We start from the raw sequence: 23,410 nt of genomic DNA, 5'->3' as shown, positions 1-23,410 counted from the left end.
TCAGCCGATCCGCGTGATCGCGTAAGGGGTCATCACCAGTTGGCCTCGGCCAAACGCTGAGATGTCGACCGTCACGTCGTCCGCCGTCAGGTTCGCCAGCCACGCCACGGTCTTGCCCGAAGCGGAGCGGCCGGCCAGCGCCAGCACCTTGGTCTCGTCGCTCGTTTTCGTCGCCACATACGTAAGGCCGGCCAGTTCGCAAAGCCCCTTGATGGCATCGAAGATCGGCCGAGGCGATCCTTCCGCGACGGGTTCGCCGGATGCTGCGAGCACGCCGAAAGGCCCGGCGAAGCCGGACAGCGTGAGCAGTTCCAGCCCGGCCGGCGCGACACGCGCGGCATAGCCGATCGCCCATGCGGCTGCGAACAGGCCGGCATGGCGAGGGTCGCGATCGGCCATGGCGATGCGCTGGCCCCCGGGATTGCCCTTGGTCGCGCCGCCATAGGGGTTCTGGCGCATGGCGATCGTCGATGGACCGATGCGGTAAGGCTTTTCCCCGAAGATCGCCCGCGCCGACGCGGTGATGAAGGGCAGCGCCTCCAGCGACTGCATGACGCTGAGATCGTCGGCGGCGTGCACGATCGGGCACGTGCAGTGGGTGACGAAATCGAGTTGGCCCGCCGGCACGCGCTTGCGGTTGAGCTCGGTGAAATAGCTGAACATGCCGCCGCCGAGCCGGATATCGGGAAAGGCGCGACAGGCCGCGGCATAGACGTCTTCGAGCGGCGGACAGTCCGGCCACGCGCTGCCCGGCGGTGTCGACTGCCGGTCAACCGAAGGCGAGACGGCAATGGCCGAAAGCTTCAACCCGGCTTGACGCACCATGTCGGCAACGCCTGACAGCTCGGCATCGAGGTCGCCCGCGCAGGCAACGACGCATTCCAGCGTCGTCTGCACCGGATAGGCGGCGGTGAGCCTTGCATAAGACTGCAATGCTTCGACGCCGTGACCGCGCGTCGGATCGTAGTGGAAGACAAGTTGCTGCGGGCCGAGCTCGGTCAATGTCGAAAGATTTGCGAGCGCTGCTTCGACCTCATCCGGGTAGATGATCACGCCGAGATCCGGCAGCCTCTGCCCGGTCTCGCCGAGTTCGACGCTGACCGGTTCGGCGGCAGATGCTGCGGCCGGCATTCCCCCCTCGCCGGTGATGCGCAGGCTGACCGTCTGGCTTACAGTTTGGCCGGCCGGCAGCACATAGGGCCAAGGCAACGCCAGTGGCCGCACATAGGTCTTGTAGGACGCGTCCGACCAGTTACGCTGGTCCTCCATCTCGAAAGTGTCGCCCTCCATCCGGCATTCGGCAGTGATGCCCGGCCGGACCTCATGGGTGATCGCGCGCAAATCCTTGAAAGGCTGCCAGGGATCGATCAGCAGTGGCAGTTTCGTCGCCACCACGCTGCCGTCGGTATGCTCGACCGTGACCGGGCTGCCGGCGAGGCCGGCGATCGGATGCAGGACGCAAAAACCGCAGCGATTGGTCTCGAAATCGCTTTCAGGGACCGCGCTGACGTCGAACACTAGGTGACCGTTGGCGGAGCCCTTGATCGTAGCGCGAAAGTCGAGCCGGCTTCCGCCCGGTGCTAAGCAAGTTGCGGAGTAGCTGACGGAGCAGCTGTCGGCGTCCTGATCGACGGCAAGTTCCGTCAGCGCCGGTTCATAGGTGCCCCAGTCGCGGTCGCGCACGATGTAGGCGATGGCGCGCAGCACTTCGATGCCGCCGTAACGGATGGTGCGCAGGCTGCCGTTGACAAAGTCGGCGCTGAGCAAGCCCGCACTCAGCCTAACCGGCTCGGCCTCGACCACGCGTGTGCCGTATAGGAGGAAGGCGTCGGCTGTCATGTCAGCAAGCCATCCAGGTGGACAGGTTCGTGGCTCGCGGCGCCCAGATAGGCCGCCTCGACCAGCGCGAATGTCTTGAGATTGTCGGCGCCCGAGGTCGCCGGCTCGGTTCCCTTTGCCAGGCAGTCGACCCAGTGCTGCTGGATGGCGACGACGCTCTCCTGGATGTTGTGCCATGGGCGCGATGCCCAGGCGAGTACGGGCGGCGAAACGTCGGTAATCTTCGTGCCGCTCCTGCCGGTGACGGTGAGCCGATATCCCTGCGCCAAGCGGATCGTGCCGTCGCTGCCGTCGATCTCGATCAGCGTTTCGGGAAACGGTTCGGTGGCGAGCTTCGTCGCGTAGCTACAGTCGACCACTGACGTCGCCCCGCTCTTGTGGTCCATCAGCATCGTCGCGACATCTTCGCCCGCGATGCCGGGGTTGATGCGCGCGGTTCGCGTCGTGATCGTCGACACGTCGCCCAGTAGAAAACGGGCGATGTCGAGACTGTGGATACCGAGATCCTCGATGATGAAGCGCTTTCCCTTGGCGAGATAGGGCTGGCCGGAAAACACGTCATAGGCAGAGCGGAAGGAGATGCGCCCGAAGAACGGCGTGCCGATCTCGCCGCTGTCGAGCACGGCACGCACCGCCTGGATCGCCGACTGCCAACGAAAATTCTCATGCACCATCAACGGTACGCCGGCTTCCACGCAGGCCCTCACCATCGCCTTGGCGTCGGCAAGCGTCGGCGCGAACGGCTTTTGGCAAATCACCGGCACACGGTGCAGCGCCGCCATCTCGACCAGCGGACGATGGCTGGGAACGGTGGTGGCGATATCGACGAAGTCGAGGCTTTCGCTTGCAAACATCTCTGCCGCGTCGGTGTAGCGCTTCGCAATGCCGAACTGGTCGCCGATGATGCGCAGCCGCTCCGGGTCGCGGTCGCAAATGGCGACCATCGCGGCGCCTTCAATGTCGCGCCAGGCATGCATCTGGTTGATGGCAAAGAAGCCGCAGCCGATGAGCCCTCCCCGCAACTCCGCCATGCTCAGCCTGCCTTTGCCATCTGCATCAGCGTCACCCGGCTCTGCAGCCGGCGCTGCGCCTGGTCGACGACGACGGCGACGATGATGACAAGGCCCTTGATCACCATCTGCCAGAAGGAACTCACGCCCATCATCACCAACCCGTCCGAAAGAATGCCGATGACGAAGGCGCCGACAATGGTGCCGCCGATCGTGCCGCGCCCACCCGACATCGAGGTGCCGCCGAGCACTGCCGCCGCGATGGCGTTGAGCTCGAAACTTTCGCCCGTTGCCGGGTGCGAGGCCATCAGTTCCGACGAGATGATCAGGCCGACGATCGCCGCGCAGAAGCCGGAGAACATGTAGACGAACATTTTCACCATGTTGACACGAACGCCCGAAATTCGCGACGCCCGCTCATTGCCGCCGACGGCGAAGATGTGGCGGCCGAGCGGCGTGTATTTGGCGAGATAGGCCGCAGCCAGCGCGACGACGATCAGGATCCAGATCGCCACAGGCAGGCCAAGCAGCCGCCCGGCGCCGAGGAAACCAAACCCGGTGGTGCCGAGCTCCGGCTTGCCGACCAGGTTGGGGAAGGTGCGGCCGTCCGACGACAGCAACGCCAGGCCGCGCGCGACATAGAGCACGCCGAGCGTGGCGATGAACGGCGCGACGTTCAGCCTGGTGATCAGCAGTCCGTTGACAGCGCCGATCAATATGCCGACCGCCAGCGTGATCAGCGCGATCTCGACGACGTTGAAATAGATGGTGTAGCCGAATTGCAGGTCGATGCCGTTCAGCACGAGGTAGCCGGCGACCATGCCACACAGACCGACGATCGAGCCGACCGACAGGTCGATGCCGCCGGTGATGATGACGAAGGTCATGCCCATGGCGAGGAAGGCGTTCAGCGCCACATGTTTCGACATCAGGATCAGGTTGGCGGTCGACAGGAAATTCGGCGCCGCGATCGAAAAGAAGATCAAGACGGCGATCAGCGCGATGAACGTCCTCGCCTTCATCAGCGTCAGCAGCAGCGAGCCGCTCGAGACGGAGGAGACAGCCGCCTTGGCCGGGATGTCAGTCATGGGCGCTTTTCTCCGTGTGCGGGGTCGGTCCGTGGCCAAGTGCCGAGGCGGCGACAAGGGCTGCCTCCGTCGCCTCGGAGCGATCGAACGTGCCCGTCAGTTTTCCATTGCTCATCACCGCGATGCGATCGGACAGCGCCATCACCTCATCGAGATCCGAGGTGGCGAACAGAATACCGAGCCCATCGCGCGACAGTTTGCGCATGGTGCGGAAGACGTCGGCCTTGGCGCCGACATCGATGCCACGGCTGGGCTCATCCATCAGCAGCACCTTCGGCCCGGTGAGCAGCGCCTTGCCGATCACCACCTTTTGCTGGTTGCCGCCCGACAGCGATGAGACCTCCTGCGCCGGGTCGGCGACCTTGATCGCCAGTTCCCGCACCATCTGCGTCACCGCCTGCTTCTCGTGGCCGCCGCGAATGTGAAACAGGCGGACAAAACGCGACAGGCTGGCCAGTGTCAGATTGCTCGCGACGGACAGGATCGAGACCAGCCCTTCGCGTTGGCGGTCTTCGGGGATCAGCGCCAGCCCGCGCCGGATACGCCGCGTCGTGTCGCGCTCCTTGACCTTTTTGCCGGCGATGAAGATCGCGCCGGTAGCCTGGCCATGGCGGCCCATGATGCAGTCGAACAGCTCGCTCCGCCCAGCGCCCATCAGGCCGTATATGCCGAGGATCTCGCCGGCGCGCAGCGACAGCGAGACGTGATCGACCGCCAGCCCGCCGGTCGCGCGCGGCAGGCAGATGTCCTCGGCGCGGAATATCTCTTCGCCGGGAACATGGCCGTCGGCCTTGGCGAAATCCTTGGCGTCGGAGCCGATCATCTGCCGCACGATCCACCGGGTGTCGACGTTTTTCATCTCCTCCTGGCCGGTGATGTGCCCATCGCGCAGCACGGTGATGTAGTCGCCGATGCGGATCAGTTCTTCCAGCCGGTGCGAGATGTAGACGATCGCCACGCCGCGCGCCTTGAGGTCGGCGATCACCTTGAACAGGATCTCGACTTCCGCCGCACTGAGCGCCGAGGTCGGCTCGTCCATGATCAGGATGCGCGCATCGAGCGAAACCGCCTTGGCGATCTCGACCAGCTGCTGCTGGCCGATGCGCAGATCCTCGACCAGCATGTCGGGCCTTATCCCGGCCTGCAGGCGTTCGAGAAATTGCGCCGCGCGACGCTCCTGCTCCTTGCGGTCGATCTTGCGGAACCGGTTGGTGATCTCGCGCGTGGCGAAGATGTTCTCGGCGACGGTCATATTGCCAAACAGGTTCAGCTCCTGGAACACCATGCCGATGCCGCGGTTCACCGCGTCGCCCGATGACGAGAAGGAGACCTCCTCCCCTTCCAGGAGGATCCGGCCGAGCGTCGGCTGTTCGACGCCGGCGATAATCTTCATCAGCGTCGATTTGCCGGCGCCGTTTTCGCCGACCAGCACATTGACGGCGCCCTTGCGCACCTCGAAATTCGCGCGCTTGACCGCGACGGTGCCGGAATAGACCTTGGAGACGTCCTCCAGTTTCAAGACGACATCGTGAGCAACCGCAGCGCTCATGGCTTCCGCCCGATTTCTGCCTCCGCCGGCGTCACCAGCGGCAGGTCCTGGCCGCTCTCGAGCGTATAGGCGCCGAGAACCTTGGCGGTCCGGCCTTCCAGCGCGTCACGCGGCAGTTTGGCAAACAGGGCCTTGACGGCATAGGCGTTGAACGCCTTGCCGAACTGGGCAAAGTCGATCTGATTGGTAAAATCGTTGAACTGGATGAAATCGAGGCTGTCGCGCAGCGCGGTTCCCCGCATCGCCGGTCCGATTTGCACCCGCGCATCGGCCTTGCCGTCGCCGTCGACATCGACATCCATGGTCGCTGCCCGCGACTGCGTGTTGGCGGCGATGATCTTGCCCTCGACGCGAACCGCGAAGGTCCAGGGCGAATTCGCCTGCTTGTTCGGATTGCCATATTTGGCGCCGGCGGAAGCAGGATCGGTTTTTGCCAGAGCGTGGACTTGCACAAACGGCCCGGCTTTCTGCTGGAGGTAAGGCACGACCTTCGCCGCCCATATCTCCTCGACCATCTTGTCCGGGTTGAAGACGGCGGCATTGCCGCTGTCCCCCGAAGGGGTCGGGAGGATCTTGCAGGCGGTCAAGCTGATGCCGAGTATCACGGCAAGGATCGGCCAGATCGGCTTGTTGTTCAGCATGATGGCTTGTTGAGCATGTGATCAATACCCACGGAAAAGGGCGACGAGGGACGACCCTTGGGTCGCCCCTCGCTGTTCATGTCACGCCGGCTCAGTTGGTCAGCGCAAACGTTTCCAGCTTGGCAGCATTGTCGCCATTGACCAGAACGCAGTCCATCAGCTGCTTTTCCTTGGCCGGCGACTTCTTGTTCTTGATGAAGTCGTTGGCCTGCTCGACCGCCATCTGCGCCTGCGCATAAGCCGGCTGCAGCACGGTTGCCTTGATGCCGCCCGCGGTGATGGAGTCGCGCACGTCATTCGACCCGTCGAAGCCGACGACGATGACGTCCTTGCGGTTTGCCGCGACCAGCGCCGCATAGGCGCCCATCGCCATCGTGTCATTGCCGGAGATGACGCCCTTGATATCCGGGTTGGCCTGGAGGATCGATTCCATCTTGGAATACGCTTCCGTCTGGCTCCAGTTTGCCGACTGCTGGGCGACCATCTTCAGATCCGGATAATCGTCGATGACGTCGTGATAGCCCTTCGAGCGAATGCCGGCATTGGTATCGGATTCCTTGCCGACCAGCTCGACGAAATTGCCCTTCTCGCCCATCAGCTTGACGAATTCCTGCGCACCGAGCTGGGCGCCCTGGTAGTTGTTGGAGACGATCTGCGCCACGGCGACGCCGGTGGCATTGATCTCGCGATCGATCAGGAACGACGGCACGCCCGCGTCCTTGGCCTTCTGCACGGCAGCGACAGTGGCGTCGGCGCCGGCATTGTCGAGGATGATCGCCTTGGCGCCACGGCCGATCGCGGTGTCGATCAATTCGGATTGCTTGTTGGCATCGTCGTCATGGACGAGGACAAGCGCTTCGTAGCCGAGTTCCTTGGCCTTGGCTTCGGCGCCGACGGCTTCCGCCTTGAAGAACGGATTGTCGTGCGAGGGCGTGATGATGGCAATGAGGTCGGCTGCATAGGCGGGTACCGCCGTGCCAAGCGCCAGCATGCCGGCGAACGCCGCAAGTGTCATTCTGCGTGTGAGTTTCATGATGTCCTCCCGTTTGAAAATTGCCTTGATCGATCAAGGCCCCTGCATTCGAATTCGTCGCGCAAAGCGGGCCGCCGATCGGTTCAGGCTGAATGCCGGTGCCGGCTTCCCAAACGATCGCTGCTCCCTCGCCGTCCCTCCACTCGCCCAGGCTTCGTACTTCCCGCGAACCCTTGCCCAAGCCATCAACAGCTAAGCCAACTGGTATGATGAGTCAATCACTAATTGAGGTGACATGTGCCCACTGAGCAAAAACAGTTGGGTGTCATGGCGGGTGTGTCGAGCCACCGAGGCGCTCCGGCAAGCGCCCGACTCGGCCTGTCTCAGGTAATGCGCCGAATGCTCGCGGCGATCTCTTCCGGCTCGAACACCCGCTTCCAGTCGTCGCGCATCAGCACCGGCTTGCCGAATTCGATCGCCTTGTTGCAGGCATCCGAGAATACGCCCTTGGTCTCGCCGAAAATCACGGCGCCGAGCACGTTCATGTGGCCGAGCAGGAAGTCGAGCGCCGCCTGTTGGTCGACGCCACGCGCGACGACCTCGTCGACGGCTTCCTTCATGACGACAAGCAGTGACGCGCACACCGTCTCCGATAGACCGGGCTCCAGCAGCGCCATCTGTTCGACAGTTACACGGTGCGAGCGCATGACCGGCGCCCAGATGATTTTCGCGACCGCCTCGCCCTTGGCGTAATCCGCTTCCGGTCCCTGCATCAGCGCGCTGACCATATGCTGCTTGGCCTTGACGCCGCCAAAATAGTCCTTCTTGGCCGCCATGTCGGTCTCGTCGTTGAAGATCGGCGGATGACAGGGATGGGTGACGAAATAGGTCAGGTCCGGCCGGTTGGGCAGATGGCCGGCGAAGGGTGCGGCCGCATCGAGCACTATCACCATTGTGCCCGGCGCCAGTTTGCTCTCGATATCAGCCGCCACCTTGCCGATATGCGTGTCGGGAACGGCCAGGATGACGATGTCCGCCCCGTCCAGCGCCGCATCGGCACTGACCGCGTCAAAGCCCAGTCCGGTCTTCAGCCGCTCGCGGCCGGCCTCGCTCACCTCGACATGGCGTACCGTGTAGGGCGATCCGCGAAAATTGGTCGATAGGCGGTACCCCATTTTGCCGCCGGCACCGAGTAGCGCAATCGTTGTCATCTATCCCTACTCCCGCTTTAAACGACGGCCGCGCCGATCGTCATGTTATTAACTGGTATAATCACCTTACCACGAATTAAGGAGTTGAACAGGGCTTTGATGAGGCCATGCGGTCGTCTGTTTGGCATTCCGCTCGCCGTGGCGGGCCTATAGCTGCCTGGGTCCCTGGTCTTCCCAGCCCGAAAACTATCCCTGCGCTGCGACTCCTGGTAGCGCCTTCAGGATCCAGTCACGCGCCGGCGTCCTTCTTCAACCAAATGAAACCGGTAGCGATCGCGTATGAACTCGTTGAAAAATTGCCCTTTCGAGAAGGCGGCCCGGAACGCCGCATAGGTCTCGGGCTCGACCTCCTCGTAGTCGTAGCGGGCTCCGCTCGGGACGAACCAGACCGAGAGGATTTTCGTCGACGGGTCGTAGTGGGTATTGCGGATGGCAGTGGACGGCATGTCGAAAATCCCGCTTCGTCCCCAAATCTTCTCCAAATCCTGCTTCGAACATGCGTAATGCCGCAACGATGCGGAGGTTCCGACAGGGAGGCGCACCACAACGCCGAAAATCTTGCCCGGGTGGCGAGGCTTCCTATCTCTCCGTCAGATGGCACAGACGAAATCCAGCACAACAGCATATGCCAGCCAGGGCGATCTCTTCGGCGCGGCCGACACGCTGCCGGAAGGATTTTCTTACCGGCCTAGCCTGATCACAACGGACGAAGAGGCGGAACTGGTCCGTCACCTCAATGAACTGTCCTTCAAGCCGTTCGATTTCCACGGCCACCTTGCCAACCGGCAGGTCGCCGGCTTCGGCTGGCGCTACGACTACGACCGGCGCCAGGTCGTCGAAGCGCCGCCCATCCCGAAATTCCTGCTGCCGCTTCGCGACAAGGTCGCGGATTTTGCCGGCAGGCAGGCCACGGAATTCGCGCAAGTGCTCATCAACGAGTATCGGCCGGGCGCGGGCATAGGTTGGCATCGCGACAAGCCGCATTTCGATCTCGTCGCCGGCGTCTCCCTGCTGGCGCCCTGCAGCTTTCGGCTGCGCCGAAAAAACGGCTCGAAATGGGATCGCAAGACGATCGAGGTTCAGCCGAGATCTGTCTATCTCATTGACGGCCCGGCGCGCCACGAGTGGGAGCACAGCATTCCTCCGGTCGCCGGGCACCGCTATTCGATCACGCTGCGCACTCTGAAATAGGCCACACTCCAAGCCACGCAGCAGCCGCTCTGGAAGACCGAGCGCAGTTGTGCTTCGACCGCACATGAGCGTGGATCGCAGCAGAGTTTTGGTTACCCGCGCAGCGCTCTTCCTGTGGGCATGCCTGTCCTGCGTTCTGGCTCTGCAGTGGCTCGTCGACCTTGGCATGGTCGGCTTTCCCGACGGATACATAACGCCCTATGCAAGAGCAACGAGCACGCTGTTGCATGTCCTTGTCTGGGCATGCCTGGCTCAAAGTCTCTACTTCGCTTGCCGAGCCTTGTTTGGCAAACGCTTCGAGCCTGCTCCTCTCTTCCTGCAAATCCTGATCGCCGCCGCACTGACTGTCGTGCCGGTATTCATCGTAAAACACTGTCCGCGGTCCCAGGTATGCAGCAACATCTATGAAGCGCTCACGAATACGATGATGGACGACGGCACCGGCGGATGACGTTGTGTCTCCAGTAACTGACGAGAGATAGAAGTTTGGCGTCGCGCCCGCGCGGTGGCGGTAAAACCTGGAGGAACCATGCGAAAGATCCTGGCATCGATGCTGCTGTTCGCGGCGGCGCTATCTGCAAACCCCGCTCGGGCGCTGGACAGTACCATCCCGCCGGTTGTCGTCACACCGCTTGCCGATCGCAGCCAGACGGCGTCCGGCCAGCCGATCGTGCTGCCGCAGAAAAATGTCCAGGTCCTGGTTTCAACCTATGACATTGCGGTCGGCGCCACTCTGCCGGTGCACAAGCACCCGTTTGCCCGCTACGCCTATGTCGAGGCCGGGACACTCAAAGTGACGAATGTCGAGACCGGCAACAGCAACACCTACAAGACGGGCGATTTCATCATCGAGATGATCGGCCAGTGGCACCAGGCCACCAACATCGGCGACGGCCCGGTCAAGCTGCTGGTCATCGACCAGGTCGAACAAGGCGCCAAGAACACGGTGCTGCGCCAGTAATTGCGGATCGGCCGGGTTGCCGGGCTGGCCCAAGCAGCGACTGGCTGTTCCGGCTTCCCCACCAACCGAGCCGATGCTAGGGCTGGCCGTCATGCAATCATGAAGGATCGCCCCTTGGCCGGAAATGCTCGCCCCCTGATCGAAATCTGCGTCGAAGGCATCGATGGACTGCTGGCTGCGCAGGCCGCCGGCGCCGACCGGGTCGAGCTCTGCGCCAGCCTGGTCGAAGGCGGCATCACGCCCAGCCTCGGCACGGTGCGCGCCGCACTCGAGAGCGCGACAATTCCCTTCCATGTCATCGTGCGGCCGCGCGGCGGCGATTTCCTCTACAGCGAGGCCGAATACAGCTCGATGCTCGCCGATGTCGCAGCGCTTCGTGACCTCGGCGTCGCCGGCGTCGTCGTCGGTTGCCTCAATGCCGACGGCACCATCGATGAAACCCGCATGGGCGCGCTGGTCCATGCCGCCGGTCCGCTCGCCGTCACCTGCCACCGCGCCTTCGACATGACCCGCGACCCGGCCGAGGCGCTGGAAGCGCTGATCCGCTGCAAGGTCGGCCGCGTGCTGACCAGCGGCCAGAGGGACACCGCGGTGGAAGGCGCCGGCCTGTTGGCGGATCTCGTCCGCCAGGCCGACGGCCGCATCATCATCCTCGGCTGCGGCGCGCTGGACCCCGAAAACATCGCCGGGGTGCTGGCATCAACCGGGCTGACGGAACTGCATTTCGCCGCGCTCAAGGACGTACCGAGCGCCATGGCCTACCGCAACCCGCAAGTCGGCATGGGCGGCGGCGATCTGGACCGCGAATACCGCACCACAATCACCGATGGGGCGCTGGTTGCCGCGACGATTGCGGCGGCCAGAGCATGATGAGCGAAGCCGTGACTGGGCCGTCGCCGATCAGCCGTGTCTCGCCTCAGGACGAAGCGGCCATCCTCGCACTCAACAACGAGCACGCCGCCGAACTGTCATGGCTCGAGCCCGAACGGCTGTCTTTCCTGCTTGGCGAAGCGTTTTACATCAGGCGCATCGGCACGCTCGAAGCCTTCATCATGACCTTCGACCAGAATGCGGCCTACGACAGCCCGAATTTCCTCTGGTTCCGCGAGCGCTATCCACGCTTCGTCTATGTCGACCGCGTCGTCGTCGCGGCGCAAGCGCGCGGCCGCGGCCATGCCCGCCGGCTCTACGAGGATCTGTTCGGGGAAGTCGCACGCGCGGGCCACAGCATCGTCACCTGCGAGGTCAATGTCGAACCGCCCAATCCGGCTTCGGACGCCTTCCATGCGGCGCTTGGCTTTGCCGAGGTCGGTGACGCGGTGATCCATGGCGGCAAGAAGGCGGTGCGCTACTACCTCAAGGAGATCGCCGGCTGATGGGTCGCTGGCTGATGATCGGCAAGCAGATCGCCACGGCGGCATAAGATTAGGAATCCGTAGCCCTCACCAATTCCGGTTCAGCCAGGCCCGCGCGGGCTTCTCGACCAGATAGTAGCTGCATAATGCACAGGCGAAGACAGCCGCCAGCATCGGGATCGGCGCACTGCCCTGCTCGGCGACGAATTTGTAGAAGGGCTGTTGCCAGAGATAGAGCGAGTACGACCACAGCCCGATCATCACCATCGGCCTGGATGAAAGCAGGCCGGTCAGATGCCAGCTGCTGGTGTCCAGCGTATTGACGGCAAGCGCCAGCAAGGGCACCGCCAGGAGATAGTGGACCGGCGTCGGCACCGGATCGAGGAACAGCAATATAGCCGCCGCCGCCGACACGAGGCTGACATAGGGGCTCTTCAGGAATGCCGGCACCCGGTCATCGTGCTTGAGCAGGCAGATCGATGCCGACAGCAGGATCGAGGCGATATGCACATCGGTGCGCCAATAGCTGTGCTCGTAATCCATGCCGAGCACCCAGTACGAAATGGCGCCATTGGCCATCGCCAGCAGCGACAGCGTCACCAGCAGCCGAACGACATTACCCCGCCCGGTCACCACCACGCTGATCAGCGCCAGGATGATGTAGGCATGCTCTTCCACGCACAGCGACCAGATGTGGTCGAGCGCGCCGGCGCGGGTGATGAGAATTCCGGCATAGTTGTAGGTGAATGTCAGCGCCGTCAGCGCCGCCTTCCATTTGAAGCCGATAAAGGTGCCGGAGAGCCCGATCATGGCTGATGTCACGAACACCAGCAGCGCGGGATAGATGCGCGAAAAGCGGCGCTTGAAGAATTTTTTCAGCGGAAAGCGTTCGATGAACAGTATCTCGCCCATCAGCCGGCCTGAGAGCACGAAGAAGAACTCGACGCCGAGCACGCCGAGATTGATCCCGGGAACGGGGAAGAAATGGCCGATCAGCACCAGTGCGATCGAAAGCCCGCGCCAGCCATCGAGATAGGCCAGTCTTGCTCTGGCGGCTTTGTCGGCTGTGGCCCGCGGCAGGGCAACAGACGCTGCGGAGATGTCGGCCATGCCGATCCTCTACGACGCAAGATCTTGGCGCAGCTCACACCGCCGCGCGCAGAATCCACCCCGTGTTCCGCCAAGCTATACATATTGCAGTGCAATATCAGATTGTGCAAGTGCGAGAATGGGGCTGGGCAGTCCCTTGGGAAGTATGCGCCTGTTCTTGCACGGGAATTACCTGAAACAACGGATTTGCGCGTGGCAGCGAACTCGCAAGGACTGGGCAGTTACAGCTCGCCGCAGACGAACAAAGGGGCCGCGATGGCCCCTTTCCTTGTCAGTAGTTGATGATGTCAGGCGTTGGCTGCCGCCACGGCGCGCTTGGCCATCACGGCGATCAAATTGGCGCGGTATTCGGCCGAAGCGTGGAGGTCGGTCATCAAATTCTTCGCCGGCACTTTCACGCCGTCGAGCGCCGATGCGGCAAAGTTCTTCGCCAGTGCGGCTTCGATCTCCTTCGAGCGGAACACACCGTCATCGCCGGCGCCGGTAACGGCAACGCTGACCCCGTCCTTGCCCTTGGCCACGAACACGCCGACAATCGCATAGCGCGAGGCCGGGTTGCGGAATTTTTCGTAAGCAGCCTTGGCCGGCGCGGTAAAACTCACCGCCGTGATGATCTCGCCTTCTTTCAGCGCCGTCTCGAACAGGCCGGTGAAGAATTTCGCGGCTGAAATCTCGCGCTTGTTGGTGACGATGGTGGCGCCCAGCGCCGAGAGCGCCGCCGGATAATCGGCGGCTGGGTCGTTGTTGGCGACCGAGCCGCCGATCGTGCCCTTGTGGCGCACCGCCGGATCGCCAATCAGCGACGCCAGATGCGCAAGCGCCGGACAGGCCTTTCTCAGTCTCTCGTCATTGGCGACGTCGTAATGGGTGGTGGCAGCGCCGATGGTGACGGTCCTGCCCGACACCTTGACGCCTTGCAGCTCCCTGATCCGCGACAGGTCGATCAGGTCGGACGGTGCGGCGAGCCGCGTCTTCATCGCCGGGATCAGCGTCATGCCGCCTGACAAAAGCCTGGCGTCGCCGCTCTTCACCAGCTTGGCGGCGTCGGCGACCGAGGCGGCGCGGTGGTAGTTGACTGCGTACATGGGATCCTCCTGAAGTGTTAGGCAGTAGTAAGTAGGGAGTAGGGAATAGGGACGCTGTCATCTCCGGTAATGCCCATTCCCTACTCACTACTCCCTACTCACTCATTTCTTCGCCCTAATCGCCGCCCACACCGTCGACGGCGAGGCCGGCATGGCGATGTCCACAATCCCCAAAGCGTCGGTGATGGCGTTGATGACCGCCGGCGGCGAGCCGATGGCGCCGGCCTCGCCACAGCCCTTGATGCCGAGCGGATTGCTCGGACACGGCGTGTTCGACGTCGAGACCTTGAATGACGGCAGGTCGTCCGCGCGCGGCATGGTGTAGTCCATGTAGCTCGCCGTCAGCAGCTGCCCGCTATCGTCATAGTGCGCGCCTTCCAGCAGCGCCTGGCCGATACCCTGGGCGATGCCGCCATGCACCTGACCCTCGACGATCATCGGGTTGATGATGTTGCCGAAATCGTCCGCCGCGACGAACTGGACGATCTCGGTCGTGCCGGTTTCCGGATCGATCTCGACCTCGCAGATGTAGCAGCCCGCCGGGAAAGTGAAGTTCGCCGGATCGTAGAAGGCGGTTTCCTTCAGTCCCGGCTCCATGCCTGCCGGCAGATTGTGAGCGGTGTAGGCGGCAAGAGCCACCTGGAACCAGGGCAGGCTCTTGTCGGTGCCGGCGACCTTGACCTCGCCATTCTCGATGACGATGTCGCCCTCGTCGGCTTCGAGCAGATGGGCGGCGATTTTCTTGGCCTTGGCCTCGACCTTGTCGAGCGCCTTGGCGATTGCCGACATGCCGACCGCGCCCGAGCGCGAGCCGTAGGTGCCCATACCCATCTGCACCTTGTCGGTATCTCCATGGACGATCGAGACCGAGTCCAGTGGCACGCCAAAACGCTGGTTGACGAGTTGCGCGAAGGTCGTCTCATGGCCCTGGCCATGGCTGTGCGAGCCGGTCAGCACCTCGATCGTGCCGACGGCATTGACCCGCACCTCGGCCGATTCCCACAGACCGACGCCGGCGCCGAGCGAGCCGACCGCCGCCGACGGCGCGATGCCGCAGGCCTCGATGTAACAGCTCATGCCGATGCCGCGCAGCCTGCCTTGGTTGGCGGCGGCAGCCTTGCGTTCCGCAAAGCCGGCATAGTCGGACGCCTGTGTCGCCGCATCGAGTGAAGCTCCATAGTCGCCGGCGTCATAGTTCATGATGACCGGCGTCTGGTGCGGAAACTCGGTGATGAAATTGATGCGCCGCAACTCCGCCGGAGAGACCTCGAGTTCGCGTGCGGCGGTCTCCATTGTGCGTTCGAGCAAATAGGTCGCTTCCGGCCGCCCTGCCCCACGATAGGCATCGACGGGTGCCGTGTTGGTGTAGACGGTGCGCACATTGGCGTGGATTGCGGGAATATTGTACTGGCCCGACAGCAGCGTCGCGTAGAGATAGGTCGGCACGCAAGACGAGAACAGCGACATGTAGGCGCCGAGATTGGCGATGGTGTCTACCTTGAAGCCGGTGATCCGGTTGTTCTTGTCGAACGCCATTTCGACTGTCGAGACATGGTCGCGGCCATGCGCGTCGGTGAGAAAGCTTTCGGTGCGGTCGGCAACCCATTTGACCGGCACGCCGGTCTTCTTCGACGCCCACAGGCAGACGATCTCTTCGGGATAGATGTAGATCTTCGAGCCGAAGCCGCCGCCGACATCGGGCGCAATGACGCGCAGCTTGTTTTCCGGTGCGACATTGTAGAAGGCGCTCATCACCAGCCGCGCGACATGCGGGTTCTGCGACGTCGTCCAGCAGGTAAAATGGTCCTCGGCTTTGTCGTAATGGCCAAGGGCCGCGCGCGGCTCCATGGCGTTGGGAACCAGCCGGTTGTTGACGATCTTCATGCGGGTGACATGGGCCGCCGCCTGGATCGCTGCGTCGGTCGCCTTGGCGTCGCCGATCTCCCAGTCGAAGATCAGATTGTCCTCGGCATCGGCATGGACCTGCGGCGCACCTTTTTGCAGCGCCTTGGTGGCATCGACCACCGCCTTCAATTCCTTGTAGGTGATCTCGACCGCTTCGGCCGCGTCGCGGGCCTGGCCCTTGGTTTCCGCCACCACGATGACGACCGCATCGCCGACATAGCGCACCTTGTCGACCGCCAGCGGCGACCACGCGCCCATCTTCATCGGCGAGCCGTCCTTGGAATGGATCATCCAGCCGCAGATCAGGTTGCCGATGCCGTCGGCCTTGAGCTCCTTGCCGGTCAAGACGCCGATGACGCCGGGCATCGCCTGCGCTCGTCTGACGTCGATCTTCTTGATCTGAGCATGCGCGTGCGGGCTGCGCACGAAAGCGGCATGCTTCATGCCGGGAACCACCATGTCCTCGACATAGCGGCCGGCGCCGGTGATGAAGCGTTTGTCTTCCTTGCGCACGACCCGAGCGCCGATACCTTCAATGCCCATAGGAATTCCTCCGGAATAGCGAATAGTGAGTGGCGAATAGTGATTAGTGAGTAGGGAATTGTGCTCGGAGCGGTTCGGCTAAACCGACTACTCGCTACTCCCTATTCGCTACTCGCTTCTTTCTTACGCTGCCTGTTTCGCCCTGCCCTTCGGCACCTTCGCCATAGTCTGCCATGCGGCGAGGATCGCCTTGACGATGTTGTGGTAGCCGGTGCAGCGGCAGATGTTGCCTTCGAGCTCGGCGCGCACCGTCGCCTCATCGAGGCCTTCGGGATGGCGCGCGATCATGTCGGTCGCGGTCATGATCATGCCCGGCGTGCAGAAGCCGCATTGCAGCCCATGATGTTCCTTGAACGCGGCCTGCATCGGATGCAGGTCGCCGCCATTGGCAAGCCCTTCGATCGTCACCACGGTCGACCCGGAGGCCTGCACGGCCAGCATCGAACAGGACTTCACCGCCTTGCCGTCGACATGCACGACGCAGGCGCCGCATTGAGAGGTGTCACAACCGACATGCGTTCCGGTGAGACCAAGATTTTCGCGCAGGAAATGAACCAGAAGCGTTCGGTCCTCGGCAGCGCCGCTGATCCGTTTTCCGTTCACGACAAACGAAACGTCCGACATGCATCCTCCCTGGGTATGACCTTGGTAGTCATGCTGCCGATGCGGCTTTGGCGCTCGGCCATGCGCTATTGGTACACTGCACAAAGCGCAAAAAACACACGGCGCTCATTGTACTTTCGGTCATGGAGAAAACGAAAATCATGGGCCTGTCCGCCCCATTGCCAAAGAGCGAATAGGGGGCAACAATGCCCTCGACGCCAGCTCGCCGAGAGACATAAAACGGGCGCGCGCAGGAAGCGTCGGAGGATATCGGGAGGAAGCCTCTGGCCAGTTCACGGACGAGCTATGCATCCGGTCTGTCGGCGCTCACCACCGACGAGCCCGACGCCGATGCATTCGCCCTGGCGGTCGCTGTCGAGGCCGCAGCCATCGATGCCGGCTTTGCCCTGCTGTTCTTCTCCCAGAGCTTGTTTGACGCGAGCGTCCTTTCGCAAGGGCTGAAGACCCACGCACCGACGCTGGCCTACGCCGCCTGCTCGACCGCCGGCGAGATCACCCCCCAGGGCCTGGAGGAAGGCCATGTGCTGGCGCTGCTCTTTCCCTCCGCGTCGTTTTCGGCGGTCAGCACCATGGTCGACAATCTCTCCTCGTCGGGAATGGACAGGATCACTGATGAAGTCGAGGGCTTGCGGCGGTTGCTGCGCGGACGCACCGGCAGTTGCCATGCCAAAAGCACCTTCGCGCTCTGCTTCATCGACGGCCTGTCCTTTGCCGAGGAAGCTGTAACCTCGGCCATCCATTGGGGGCTGGACGACATCCCGCTGATCGGCGGTTCGGCGGGCGACGATTTGAAATTCGAAACCACCAGGCTGATTTCGAACGGCAAGGTTGCGTCCGATAGCGCCATCATTGTGCTGATCGCCACCGAGATCCCGTTCCATGTCTTCAAGACCGACAATTTCATCCCCACCGACGAGAAGCTGGTGGTGACGGCATCCGATCCGGACCACCGCACCGTGCGCGAATTCAACGCCACCAATGCGGCTGAGGAGTATGCAGCCTCCGTCGGCATCGTTGCGCAGAACCTGACGCCGATGAGCTTCGCTTCGCACCCGGTGGTGGTGAAAGTGGGTGGCGAATTTTACTGCCGCTCGATCCAGAAGATGCATCCCGACGGCTCGCTGTCATTCTTCTGCGCCATAGACGACGGCGTCGTGCTGTCCATCGCCCAGCCCAAGGACATGGTGGAATCCACGCGCGCCGCACTGCGCGACGTCGAGCAACGGCTCGGCGGCATCGACATGATCCTCGGCTTCGATTGCGTGCTGCGCCGGCTCGATGCGCGCAACCGCCAGGTCTTCCGCGACATTTCGGAGCTCTACCGGGTCAACAATGTCATCGGCTTCGGCACCTATGGCGAACAGTACCGCTCCATGCATCTGAACCAAACCTTCACCGGCATCGCCTTCGGCGAACGCCAGGCGGCGGAATAGCCCATGCCGCTCAGGGATATCGACGACGTCGACAGGCTGAAGAAGATCAACGCCGCTCTGGTCAGCCGCGTCGAGCGCTCGATGGACCAGCAGGGCAACGCCTTCTCGCTGTTCCAGACCGCAATTTCACTGGAAACCCGGGTGCGCATGCGCACCGAGGAACTGCACTCGACCTTGCGCCGGCTGGAACAGTCGAACATCGACCTCAGCGCCGCCAAGGAAAACGCCGAGCTGGCAAACTTGTCCAAGACCAGGTTCCTGGCCGCCGCCAGCCATGACGTGCTGCAGCCGCTGAACGCCGCCCACCTCTCCGTCTCGGCGCTGGCCGAAGTGCAGACCAGCGACGAGGGCAAGAAACTTGTCCGCCAGGTCGAGCGCTCGCTGGAGACCATGGAAGACCTGTTGCGCACGCTGCTCGACATTTCCAAGCTCGATGCCGGCGTGGTCCAGCCCGACATCGGCGATGTCAATCTGGAGACGCTGTTTTCCTCGCTGCGGTCGGATTTCCTGCCGGTGGCCGAGATGAAGGGGCTGGCGCTGAAGTTCCGCCCGGTCAGCGCCGTGGTGCGTTCGGACCGCACGCTCTTGCGCCGCATCCTGCAGAACATCCTGTCCAATGCGCTGCGCTATACCCCTTTGGGCGGCGTGCTTGTCGGCACAAGGCATCGCGGCGATACCATCCGCATCGATGTCGCCGACACCGGCTGCGGCATTCCCGAGGATCAGCGCGAGGCGGTGTTCGAGGAGTTCCATCGCGGCTCCGCCATTCCAGCCGACACCGGGATCTCCGGCGGCGGGCTGGGCCTGGGCCTTGCCATCGTGCGGCGCATGGCCGCCGCGCTCGGTCATCCCGTGACGTTCTCCTCGAGGGTTGGGCGCGGCACCATCTTCCACATCGACGTGCCGGTCGGCATCGGCGCCAGCGCCGATGCGATCGCCAGCCTTGCCGAGATGGAGCGGCCGCGCGGCTACGGCCTGTTCGGCACCAAGGTCCTGCTGGTCGAAAATGACGCCGACGTGTTGCAGGCGATGACCTTCCTGCTCGAGCGCTGGCAGTGCCTGGTGCGCGCCGCGACCTCGACCGAGGCTGCGATCAGCCTGCTTGGCGACACCGACTGGGTGCCCGACATCGTCATTGCCGACCAGCATCTCGACGACGGCGACCTCGGCACCGCAACAATAGCCGAAGTCCGCGACTATCTCGGCCGCGCCGTGCCGGCGCTGATCGTCACCGCCGACGGATCGGAGGCCGTCGCCAAGGCAGCCCGCGCCGCAGGCATAGAGCTGATGCGGAAGCCGCTAAAGCCGGCGCAGCTAAGGGCGCTGCTGGCGCATCTGCTGGCTTGAGCTCCATACCCTCCCCTCGATGGGGAGGGTCGGCGCGCAGCGCCGGGGCGGGGTGCAGCGCCAAGCTCCCCCCCCCCCCCCCCCCCCNGGGGCGGGGTGCAGCGCCAAGCTCCCCCACCCCGCTCCGCTTCGCGGATCGACCCTCCCCACAAGGGGGAGGGTAAAGATCAAAACCCGGCCTGATCGCGAAACAGCTCCGCATTGTCCAGCTTCGACACCTCAATCACCGCTTGCGTCCGGCTATACACATTGAGCTTGCGCAGGATCTCCGAGACATGCGCTTTGACCGTGGTCTCGCCGACCTGCAGCTCGTAGGCGATCTGTTTGTTGAGCAGGCCGTGGCGCAGCATCTGCAGCACCCGCAGCTGCTGCGGCGTCAGTTTCGCCAGCCGCTGCACCATGTCGGCGCGGTCTGTGCTGTCGGCGTCCGGCGGCTGTCCCTCATAGTTTTCCGGCACATAGATCGCGCCTTCCATCACGGAGCGGATGGCGGCGGCGAGATCGCTTTTGCGCGCCGATTTCGGGATGAAGCCGGCAGCGCCATAGGACAGTGCCTCTGAAATGATCTTCGGCTCCTCATAGCCCGAGACGACGACCACCGGCAGCCGCGGATGGCGGGTCCTGAGTTGCAGCAGCCCGTCGAAGCCATGGACATCGGGCATGTTGAGATCGAGCAGCGCCAGGTCGAACGGTTTTATCCCACCCAGGAGATCGAGCGCTTCGGCGATCGAGCGCGCCTCCACCGTGTCGACTTCCGGGTACGCCATCTGCACGGCGCTGTGCAGCGCCTCGCGAAACAGCGGATGGTCGTCGATGATCAGAAACCGGGCGCGATCGTTGACTGCGGTCATGGTGTTCGTTTCAGTCCTCCCTGGGCAGGATACTCCCCGGACCATGGGCAGCTTATTGGCAAATAGTCTATCGCCATCTTAACCCCCGGAGGCGAAGCCGACTTTATCCGACAATCAAGGCGCAGCCGATGCTTTTGCGGACGCTGATGCCTTGCCCGGCGGTTCAAATCGGTCAAATGTGCCGGCAGTTGAAGCAGAAAGACCTGGTATGACAGACTTCGTCCTTCCCTTGCCCGCAACCCCATCGGTCGCCATAGCAGGCTCGTCGGCTCGCTTCGCGGTGCGCCGCATCTTCTGCGTCGGCCGCAACTACGCCGCGCACGCCCGCGAACTCGGCAATGACGAACGCGACCCGCCCTTCTTCTTCACCAAGCCGGCCGACGCGGTGGTCGATTCCGGCACCACGATCCCCTACCCGCCGCTGACCAAGAACCTGCACCACGAGATCGAGCTGGTCGCTGCGATCGGCAAGGCCGGCTTCCGCATTCCCCGCGCTGAGGCGCTAGACCATGTCTGGGGCTACGGCGTCGGCATCGATCTCACCCGCCGCGACCTGCAGGACGAGGCCAAGAGGGCGGCGCGGCCGTGGGACTGGTCGAAGGCCTTCGACCGCTCGGCGCCCTGCGGCCCGTTGGTACCAGCCGCCAAATCCGGCCACCCGCAAAAGGGCCGCATCTGGCTCGCCGTCGACGGCACGGTGAAACAGGAGGGCGACCTCGCCGAACTGATCTGGCCGATCGCCGATATCGTTTCTATCTGCAGCAGTGCGGTTGTACTACAACCGGGCGACCTGATCTTCACCGGCACGCCGGCCGGCGTCGGCGCGGTGGTGCCGGGCCAGACGATGACCGGCGGCGTCGACGGCATCGGCACCATCGAGATCACCGTCGGCCAAGATCCCGTCGGCCAAGATCGCATCGGCCAAGATTCCACCGGCCAAGATTCCAGCAGCAAGCCGTGACCCGATGAGCGATCTCGTCCTCCACAACTACTACCGCTCCTCCACCTCCTACCGCGTGCGCATTGCGCTGGAGATGAAGGGCCTGAGCTACGAGTACGTGCCGCATCATCTGCGTCACGGCGACCATCTGGAGCCCGCTTACCGCGCGGTCAATCCGCAGGGGCTGGTACCGGCGCTGATCCTGGGCGACGGCACGCTTTTGACGCAGTCGCTGGCAATCATCGAATTTCTCGACGAGACCAAGCCCGAGCCGCGGCTGCTGCCGAAGGACGCGCTCGGCCGGGCGCGCGTGCGAATGCTGGCGCAGATGATCGCCTGCGACATCCACCCGGTGAACAATCTGCGCGTGCTGACCTCGCTGCGGACTCTGTTCGGCGCCGGCGACCAGGATGTCATCCACTGGTTCCGCCACTGGGTGAACGAAGGGTTCCAGCCGCTTGAAAAGATTCTGGCTTCATCTGATGAGACCGGCGCCTTCTGTCATGGCGACACGCCCGGCCTGGCCGACATCTGCCTGGTCGCCCAAATCGCCAGCAACGCCCGTTTCGGCGTTGACCTGACGCCCTACCCCGAGATCTCGCGCATCCACGCCGCCTGCATGGCGCTGCCGGCCTTTCAGAGGGCAGCGCCAGAGAATCAGATAGATGCCGAATAGGCGCACAATGCCGGAGCAGAGCACAGAGAGTTGCCGATGAAAGCCGTCGTCTTCGAAAAATTCGGTGAGGCGCCGAGAATCCAGACCGTGCCGGATCCGAAACCGGCCGCCGACGGCGTCGTCATCAAGGTCGAGGCGACCGGGCTCTGCCGCAGCGACTGGCATGGCTGGATGGGCCATGACGACGGCATCACGCTGCCGCATGTGCCGGGCCATGAGCTGGCCGGCGTCGTCGTCGCCGTCGGCAAGCAGGTCACCCGCTGGAAGGCCGGCGAACGCGTCACCGTGCCGTTCTGTGTCGGCTGCGGCCGCTGCTTCGAATGCAATTCGGGCAATCATCAGGTCTGCGAACACCAGACGCAGCCCGGCTTCACCGCCTGGGGATCGTTTGCCGAATATGTCGCCATCGAGCATGCCGACACCAATCTGGTGCGCCTGCCCGAGGAGATGGAGTTCGCCACCGCCGCCAGCCTCGGCTGCCGCTTCGTCACCTCCTTTCGCGCCATTGTCGACCAGGGCCGGGTGACGCCGGGCGAATGGGTGGCGGTGCATGGCTGCGGCGGCGTCGGCCTGTCGGCGATCATGATCGCCAGTTCCATGGGCGCCAATGTCATCGCCATCGACCTCACCGACGAGAAACTTGAATTGGCCAAAAAGATCGGCGCGGTAGCGACCATCAACGCCTCGACGACGCCGAACGTGGTCAAGGCGGTCAAGCAGATCACCAATGGCGGCGCGCATATGTCGATGGACGCGCTCGGCCACTCCACGACCTCGTTCAATTCGATCGCGAACCTGCGCCGGCGCGGCCGCCATGTGCAGGTCGGCCTGATGCTGGGCGAACACGCCCGCCCGCAAGTGCCCATGGACAAGGTGATCGCCTTCGAGCTGGAAATCCTCGGCAGCCACGGCATGCAGGCCTACCGCTACCCCGCCATGATGGAAATGATCCGCACCGGCAAGCTCAAGCCCGAACTGCTGGTCGGCAGAAAGATCAGCCTCGACGAGGCGCCTGCGGCGCTGATGGCAATGGGCGGGTTCGAGGGGATTGGCATTGGGGTGGTGACGAAGTTCTAGG

General features: G+C 63.4%; 23 protein-coding genes. 10 read left to right on the top strand and 13 right to left on the bottom strand.

Going from position 1 to position 23,410, the window contains the following annotated elements; genetic code table 11:
- The 8 genes from X733_RS158585 to X733_RS158620 form a co-directional block, all read right to left on the bottom strand.
- Positions 1 to 1,839, bottom strand: a complete 1,839-nt coding sequence (locus tag X733_RS158585; protein ID WP_023714397.1) for a hypothetical protein — start codon at positions 1,837 to 1,839, stop codon at positions 1 to 3.
- On the bottom strand, positions 1,836 to 2,870 hold the full coding sequence (locus X733_RS158590; protein WP_023681700.1) for a Gfo/Idh/MocA family oxidoreductase: 1,035 nt from the start codon (positions 2,868 to 2,870) through the stop codon (positions 1,836 to 1,838). Before X733_RS158590 ends, X733_RS158585 begins: the two co-directional genes overlap by 4 nt.
- A gap of 2 nt (positions 2,871 to 2,872) precedes the next feature.
- A complete protein-coding gene (locus tag X733_RS158595; RefSeq protein ID WP_023681701.1) occupies positions 2,873 to 3,937 on the bottom strand; it encodes an ABC transporter permease in 1,065 nt (354 codons plus the stop codon).
- A complete protein-coding gene (locus tag X733_RS158600) occupies positions 3,930 to 5,486 on the bottom strand; it encodes a sugar ABC transporter ATP-binding protein (protein ID WP_023818095.1) in 1,557 nt (518 codons plus the stop codon). Before X733_RS158600 ends, X733_RS158595 begins: the two co-directional genes overlap by 8 nt.
- Positions 5,483 to 6,127: a DUF2291 family protein gene (locus tag X733_RS158605; protein ID WP_023681703.1), complete on the bottom strand. Its 645-nt coding sequence runs from the start codon at positions 6,125 to 6,127 to the stop codon at positions 5,483 to 5,485. Before X733_RS158605 ends, X733_RS158600 begins: the two co-directional genes overlap by 4 nt.
- A 91-nt stretch (positions 6,128 to 6,218) precedes the next feature.
- Positions 6,219 to 7,160 carry a D-ribose ABC transporter substrate-binding protein gene (locus X733_RS158610; RefSeq protein ID WP_023681704.1) on the bottom strand — a complete coding sequence of 314 codons (942 nt, stop codon included), beginning with the start codon at positions 7,158 to 7,160 and terminating at the stop codon, positions 6,219 to 6,221.
- A 323-nt stretch (positions 7,161 to 7,483) separates the two neighbouring features.
- Positions 7,484 to 8,311 carry a phosphogluconate dehydrogenase C-terminal domain-containing protein gene (locus X733_RS158615; RefSeq protein WP_023681705.1) on the bottom strand — a complete coding sequence of 276 codons (828 nt, stop codon included), beginning with the start codon at positions 8,309 to 8,311 and terminating at the stop codon, positions 7,484 to 7,486.
- Positions 8,312 to 8,529: 218 nt separating this feature from the next.
- Positions 8,530 to 8,757, bottom strand: a complete 228-nt coding sequence (locus X733_RS158620) for a KTSC domain-containing protein (RefSeq protein WP_023681706.1) — start codon at positions 8,755 to 8,757, stop codon at positions 8,530 to 8,532.
- Between the two features lie 148 nt (positions 8,758 to 8,905).
- On the opposite strand from X733_RS158620, the gene X733_RS158625 reads away from it, so the two are divergent.
- The 5 genes from X733_RS158625 (at position 8,906) to X733_RS158645 (ending at position 11,839) form a co-directional block, all read left to right on the top strand.
- Complete coding sequence (locus X733_RS158625) at positions 8,906 to 9,502, top strand: alpha-ketoglutarate-dependent dioxygenase AlkB (protein WP_023672616.1); 597 nt, start codon at positions 8,906 to 8,908, stop codon at positions 9,500 to 9,502.
- A 64-nt stretch (positions 9,503 to 9,566) separates the two neighbouring features.
- Entirely contained in the window at positions 9,567 to 9,953 is a 387-nt protein-coding gene (locus X733_RS158630; RefSeq protein WP_023681707.1) for a hypothetical protein, read from the top strand.
- Positions 9,954 to 10,031: 78 nt separating this feature from the next.
- Positions 10,032 to 10,463, top strand: a complete 432-nt coding sequence (locus X733_RS158635; protein WP_023681708.1) for a cupin domain-containing protein — start codon at positions 10,032 to 10,034, stop codon at positions 10,461 to 10,463.
- 114 nt (positions 10,464 to 10,577) lie between these two features.
- Positions 10,578 to 11,333, top strand: a complete 756-nt coding sequence (locus X733_RS158640) for a copper homeostasis protein CutC (RefSeq protein ID WP_245263042.1) — start codon at positions 10,578 to 10,580, stop codon at positions 11,331 to 11,333.
- Positions 11,333 to 11,839, top strand: a complete 507-nt coding sequence (locus X733_RS158645) for a GNAT family N-acetyltransferase (RefSeq protein ID WP_023681710.1) — start codon at positions 11,333 to 11,335, stop codon at positions 11,837 to 11,839. Before X733_RS158640 ends, X733_RS158645 begins: the two co-directional genes overlap by 1 nt.
- Before the next feature lie 66 nt (positions 11,840 to 11,905).
- On the opposite strand, the gene X733_RS158650 is transcribed toward X733_RS158645, so the two are convergent.
- The 4 genes from X733_RS158650 to X733_RS158665 form a co-directional block, all read right to left on the bottom strand.
- Entirely contained in the window at positions 11,906 to 12,928 is a 1,023-nt protein-coding gene (locus tag X733_RS158650; RefSeq protein WP_023818094.1) for an acyltransferase, read from the bottom strand.
- 287 nt (positions 12,929 to 13,215) lie between these two features.
- Positions 13,216 to 14,013 carry a xanthine dehydrogenase family protein subunit M gene (locus X733_RS158655; RefSeq protein ID WP_023818093.1) on the bottom strand — a complete coding sequence of 266 codons (798 nt, stop codon included), beginning with the start codon at positions 14,011 to 14,013 and terminating at the stop codon, positions 13,216 to 13,218.
- A 102-nt stretch (positions 14,014 to 14,115) separates the two neighbouring features.
- Positions 14,116 to 16,461 carry a xanthine dehydrogenase family protein molybdopterin-binding subunit gene (locus X733_RS158660; RefSeq protein ID WP_023818092.1) on the bottom strand — a complete coding sequence of 782 codons (2,346 nt, stop codon included), beginning with the start codon at positions 16,459 to 16,461 and terminating at the stop codon, positions 14,116 to 14,118.
- A gap of 123 nt (positions 16,462 to 16,584) precedes the next feature.
- Positions 16,585 to 17,085 (bottom strand): (2Fe-2S)-binding protein, encoded by a 501-nt coding sequence (locus X733_RS158665; RefSeq protein WP_023818091.1) that lies wholly within the window; start codon positions 17,083 to 17,085, stop codon positions 16,585 to 16,587.
- A gap of 407 nt (positions 17,086 to 17,492) precedes the next feature.
- Between X733_RS158665 and X733_RS158670 the strand changes: the two genes are divergently transcribed.
- Both X733_RS158670 and X733_RS158675 read left to right on the top strand, forming a co-directional pair.
- The gene (locus tag X733_RS158670) at positions 17,493 to 18,518 is read left to right on the top strand and encodes an FIST N-terminal domain-containing protein (protein WP_245274388.1); all 1,026 of its coding nucleotides are present in this window, start codon (positions 17,493 to 17,495) and stop codon (positions 18,516 to 18,518) included.
- A gap of 3 nt (positions 18,519 to 18,521) precedes the next feature.
- Positions 18,522 to 19,865 carry a hybrid sensor histidine kinase/response regulator gene (locus X733_RS158675; RefSeq protein WP_023818090.1) on the top strand — a complete coding sequence of 448 codons (1,344 nt, stop codon included), beginning with the start codon at positions 18,522 to 18,524 and terminating at the stop codon, positions 19,863 to 19,865.
- A 167-nt stretch (positions 19,866 to 20,032) separates the two neighbouring features.
- Here X733_RS158675 and X733_RS158680 read toward each other — a convergent pair whose 3' ends face one another.
- Complete coding sequence (locus X733_RS158680; RefSeq protein ID WP_023818089.1) at positions 20,033 to 20,716, bottom strand: response regulator transcription factor; 684 nt, start codon at positions 20,714 to 20,716, stop codon at positions 20,033 to 20,035.
- A gap of 208 nt (positions 20,717 to 20,924) precedes the next feature.
- On the opposite strand from X733_RS158680, the gene X733_RS158685 reads away from it, so the two are divergent.
- Genes X733_RS158685 through X733_RS158695 form a run of 3 tightly spaced genes read left to right on the top strand, consistent with a single transcriptional unit; the run spans position 20,925 to position 23,409 of the window.
- Entirely contained in the window at positions 20,925 to 21,677 is a 753-nt protein-coding gene (locus X733_RS158685) for a fumarylacetoacetate hydrolase family protein (RefSeq protein ID WP_023818088.1), read from the top strand.
- Between the two features lie 4 nt (positions 21,678 to 21,681).
- Positions 21,682 to 22,332, top strand: a complete 651-nt coding sequence (maiA, locus tag X733_RS158690; protein WP_023818087.1) for a maleylacetoacetate isomerase — start codon at positions 21,682 to 21,684, stop codon at positions 22,330 to 22,332.
- Positions 22,333 to 22,368: 36 nt separating this feature from the next.
- A complete protein-coding gene (locus X733_RS158695) occupies positions 22,369 to 23,409 on the top strand; it encodes a zinc-dependent alcohol dehydrogenase family protein (RefSeq protein ID WP_023818086.1) in 1,041 nt (346 codons plus the stop codon).
- Position 23,410 lies beyond the last annotated feature (1 nt).

The sequence above is a fragment of the Mesorhizobium sp. L2C066B000 genome (assembly GCF_000502335.1).
Lineage (GTDB): Bacteria > Pseudomonadota > Alphaproteobacteria > Rhizobiales > Rhizobiaceae > Mesorhizobium.
Note: the sequence above shows the minus strand (reverse complement) of the source record. Positions and strands in the feature narration are given on the sequence as shown.